Here is a 5,232-nt window from a genome sequence, read left to right on the forward strand (position 1 = left end):
ACACAGTGGACGCGAGCACCTGAGGACAAGCCCTCGGCTTATTAGTACCGGTCAACTCCACCCCTCACAGGGCTTCCATCTCCGGCCTATCAACCCCGTCGTCTACAGGGAGCCTTACCCCATCAAAGTGGGTGGGATTCCTCATCTCGAAGCCGGCTTCCCGCTTAGATGCTTTCAGCGGTTATCCATCCCGAACGTAGCCAACCAGCCATGCCCTTGGCAGAACAACTGGCACACCAGAGGTTCGTCCGTCCCGGTCCTCTCGTACTGGGGACAGCCCTTCTCAAGAATCCAACGCGCACAGCGGATAGGGACCGAACTGTCTCACGACGTTCTAAACCCAGCTCGCGTACCGCTTTAATGGGCGAACAGCCCAACCCTTGGGACCGACTCCAGCCCCAGGATGCGACGAGCCGACATCGAGGTGCCAAACCATCCCGTCGATACGGACTCTTGGGGAAGATCAGCCTGTTATCCCCGGGGTACCTTTTATCCGTTGAGCGACGGCGCTTCCACAAGCCACCGCCGGATCACTAGTCCCGACTTTCGTCCCTGCTCGACCCGTCAGTCTCACAGTCAAGCTCCCTTGTGCACTTACACTCACCACCTGATGACCAACCAGGCTGAGGGAACCTTTGGGCGCCTCCGTTACCCTTTGGGAGGCAACCGCCCCAGTTAAACTACCCACCAGACACTGTCCCCGATCCGGATCACGGACCCGGGTTAGACATCCAGCACGACCAGAGTGGTATTTCAACAACGACTCCACACACACTGGCGTGCATGCTTCACAGTCTCCCACCTATCCTACACAAGCCGAACCGAACACCAATATCAAGCTGTAGTAAAGGTCCCGGGGTCTTTCCGTCCTGCTGCGCGAAACGAGCATCTTTACTCGTAGTGCAATTTCACCGGGCCTATGGTTGAGACAGTCGAGAAGTCGTTACGCCATTCGTGCAGGTCGGAACTTACCCGACAAGGAATTTCGCTACCTTAGGATGGTTATAGTTACCACCGCCGTTTACTGGCGCTTAAGTTCTCGGCTTCGCCCCGAAGAGCTAACCGGTCCCCTTAACGTTCCAGCACCGGGCAGGCGTCAGTCCGTATACATCGCCTTACAGCTTCGCACGGACCTGTGTTTTTAGTAAACAGTCGCTTCTCGCTGGTCTCTGCGGCCACCCCCAGCTCCGGCAGCAAGTGCCATCACCGGAAGCGGCCCCCCTTCTCCCGAAGTTACGGGGGCATTTTGCCGAGTTCCTTAACCATAGTTCACCCGAACGCCTCGGTATTCTCTACCAGACCACCTGAGTCGGTTTGGGGTACGGGCCGCCACGGAACATCGCTAGAGGCTTTTCTCGACAGCATAGGATCATCCACTTCACCACAATCGGCTCGGCATCAGGTCTCAGACTCGTATGCGGGACGGATTTGCCTACCCCGCGTCCTACACCCTTACCCCGGGACAACCACCGCCCGGGCTGGACTACCTTCCTGCGTCACCCCATCACTCACCTACTACCCCCTCGGGCCACCGGCTCCACCACACCCACCACCCGAAGGCGATGGGGGGCTTCACGGGCTTAGCATCAGGAGATTCGGCGCTTGCGCTCCGCAACGGGTACCGGAATATCAACCGGTTATCCATCGACTACGCCTGTCGGCCTCGCCTTAGGCCCCGACTTACCCTGGGCAGATCAGCTTGACCCAGGAACCCTTGGTCAATCGGCGCACCAGTTTCCCACTGGTGTATCGCTACTCATGCCTGCATTCTCACTCGTGAACCGTCCACAACTCGCTTACACGGCTGCTTCACCCGGCACACGACGCTCCCCTACCCATCGACACACCCGTTGGGGCACTTGTGTCGACGACACGACTTCGGCGGTGTACTTGAGCCCCGCTACATTGTCGGCGCGGAATCACTAGACCAGTGAGCTATTACGCACTCTTTCAAGGATGGCTGCTTCTAAGCCAACCTCCTGGTTGTCTCTGCGACTCCACATCCTTTCCCACTTAGCACACGCTTGGGGGCCTTAGTCGATGCTCTGGGCTGTTTCCCTCTCGACCATGGAGCTTATCCCCCACAGTCTCACTGCCGCGCTCTCACTTACCGGCATTCGGAGTTTGGCTAAGGTCAGTAACCCGGTAGGGCCCATCGCCTATCCAGTGCTCTACCTCCGGCAAGAAACACACGACGCTGCACCTAAATGCATTTCGGGGAGAACCAGCTATCACGGAGTTTGATTGGCCTTTCACCCCTAACCACAGGTCATCCCCCAGGTTTTCAACCCTGGTGGGTTCGGGCCTCCACGACCTCTTACAGCCGCTTCACCCTGCCCATGGCTAGATCACTCCGCTTCGGGTCTTGAGCGTGCTACTGAACCGCCCTCTTCGGACTCGCTTTCGCTACGGCTCCCCCACACGGGTTAACCTCGCAACACACCGCAAACTCGCAGGCTCATTCTTCAAAAGGCACGCAGTCACGACACAACAAGCAAGCTTGCTGTGCGACGCTCCCACGGCTTGTAGGCACACGGTTTCAGGTACTATTTCACTCCGCTCCCGCGGTACTTTTCACCATTCCCTCACGGTACTGTCCGCTATCGGTCACCAGGGAATATTTAGGCTTGACGGGTGGTCCCGCCGGATTCACACGGGATTTCTCGGGCCCCGTGCTACTTGGGTGGTGAACAAGCAAGCCATCACGATTTCGACTACGGGGGTCTTACCCTCTGTGCCGGGCCTTTCGCATGCCCTTCGCCTATCGCAATGGTTTCTGACTCGCCCAGCCGCCGGCAGACGACTGAAGTCCACTCCCACAACCCCGCACGCGCAACCCCTGCCGGGTATCACACACATACGGTTTGGCCTCATCCGGTTTCGCTCGCCACTACTCCCGGAATCACGGTTGTTTTCTCTTCCTGCGGGTACTGAGATGTTTCACTTCCCCGCGTTCCCTCCACACACCCTATACATTCAGGTGCGGGTGACAGCCCATGACGACTGCCGGGTTTCCCCATTCGGACACCCCCGGATCACAGCTCGGTTGACAACTCCCCGGGGTCTATCGCGGCCTCCCACGTCCTTCATCGGTTCCTGGTGCCAAGGCATCCACCGTGCGCCCTTAACAACTTGGCCACAGATGCTCGCGTCCACTGTGCAGTTCTCAAACAACAACCAACCACCCGACAACAAACCAACGGAAAAGCCCGTCGATCCCCACCGGGGCCGGCAACCGAAGACACGACCACACGGCCGCACCCTCAGACACCCAACAGCGCGCCCGATGCCCACCGCACCGACAGACGATCTTCCACACCCGACCCCACGAGGAGGCCGGGCAGTACTGGTCGCCACCGATACCGGCGGACACCGAATAGTCAACGTTCCACCCATGAGCAACCACCGTCGGACGTTCGCCGACGAAGTGGCCTCTGGAACCACCGGGACGAACCCGATGGCCCGAGATGCTCCTTAGAAAGGAGGTGATCCAGCCGCACCTTCCGGTACGGCTACCTTGTTACGACTTCGTCCCAATCGCCAGTCCCACCTTCGACGGCTCCCTCCCACGAGGGGTTGGGCCACCGGCTTCGGGTGTTACCGACTTTCGTGACGTGACGGGCGGTGTGTACAAGGCCCGGGAACGTATTCACCGCAGCAATGCTGATCTGCGATTACTAGCGACTCCGACTTCATGGGGTCGAGTTGCAGACCCCAATCCGAACTGAGACCGGCTTTTTGAGATTCGCTCCGCCTCACGACATCGCAGCTCATTGTACCGGCCATTGTAGCACGTGTGCAGCCCAAGACATAAGGGGCATGATGACTTGACGTCGTCCCCACCTTCCTCCGAGTTGACCCCGGCAGTCTCCCGTGAGTCCCCAACCGGCCGAAACCGTTGCTGGCAACACAGGACAAGGGTTGCGCTCGTTGCGGGACTTAACCCAACATCTCACGACACGAGCTGACGACAGCCATGCACCACCTGTACACCGACCACAAGGGGGACCGTGTCTCCACGGTTTTCCGGTGTATGTCAAGCCTTGGTAAGGTTCTTCGCGTTGCGTCGAATTAAGCCACATGCTCCGCCGCTTGTGCGGGCCCCCGTCAATTCCTTTGAGTTTTAGCCTTGCGGCCGTACTCCCCAGGCGGGGAACTTAATGCGTTAGCTGCGGCACGGACGACGTGGAATGTCGCCCACACCTAGTTCCCACCGTTTACGGCGTGGACTACCAGGGTATCTAATCCTGTTCGCTCCCCACGCTTTCGCTCCTCAGCGTCAGTATCGGCCCAGAGATCCGCCTTCGCCACCGGTGTTCCTCCTGATATCTGCGCATTTCACCGCTACACCAGGAATTCCGATCTCCCCTACCGAACTCAAGCCTGCCCGTATCGACTGCAGACCCGGGGTTGAGCCCCGGGCTTTCACAATCGACGCAACAAGCCGCCTACGAGCTCTTTACGCCCAATAATTCCGGACAACGCTCGCACCCTACGTATTACCGCGGCTGCTGGCACGTAGTTAGCCGGTGCTTCTTCTGCAGGTACCGTCACTTGCGCTTCTTCCCTGCTGAAAGAGGTTTACAACCCGAAGGCCGTCATCCCTCACGCGGCGTCGCTGCATCAGGCTTTCGCCCATTGTGCAATATTCCCCACTGCTGCCTCCCGTAGGAGTCTGGGCCGTGTCTCAGTCCCAGTGTGGCCGGTCGCCCTCTCAGGCCGGCTACCCGTCGTCGCCTTGGTGGGCCACTACCCCACCAACAAGCTGATAGGCCGCGGGCTCATCCTGCACCGCCGGAGCTTTCCACCACCCCCCATGCGGAAGGCGGTGAGTATCCGGTATTAGACCCCGTTTCCAGGGCTTGTCCCGAAGTGCAGGGCAGATTGCCCACGTGTTACTCACCCGTTCGCCACTAATCCCCTCCCGAAGGAGGTTCATCGTTCGACTTGCATGTGTTAAGCACGCCGCCAGCGTTCGTCCTGAGCCAGGATCAAACTCTCCGTGAATGCCTTCTACAGCTCACGGGAGCGGCACCACCGGAAGGAATGTTCCCGTGGTGCACAGCGTCCTCGCTGTGTATTTCTTCAAAGGAACCTCGACCACCGAACCACCGCGGAAGACTCCACGGGACCCGGATGGACGGGGTATCAACATATCTGGCGTTGACTTTTGGCACGCTGTTGAGTTCTCAAGGAACGGACGCTTCCTTCGGAAACCCCCCGCCATTCGGC

At 59.1% G+C, this 5,232-nt stretch carries 2 rRNA genes; both read right to left on the bottom strand.

Going from position 1 to position 5,232, the window contains the following annotated elements:
* Nucleotides 1–21 precede the first annotated feature (21 nt).
* Nucleotides 22–3,138: ribosomal RNA gene (locus tag FOE67_RS15735) — 23S ribosomal RNA — on the bottom strand.
* Between the two features lie 340 nt (nt 3,139–3,478).
* Nucleotides 3,479–5,007: ribosomal RNA gene (locus FOE67_RS15740) — 16S ribosomal RNA — on the bottom strand.
* The 16S and 23S rRNA genes sit together here, the layout of an rRNA operon.
* Nucleotides 5,008–5,232: the final 225 nt, after the last annotated feature.

The sequence above is a fragment of the Streptomyces calidiresistens genome, assembly GCF_014141525.1.
Classification (GTDB): Bacteria; Actinomycetota; Actinomycetes; order Streptomycetales; family Streptomycetaceae; genus Streptomyces; species Streptomyces calidiresistens.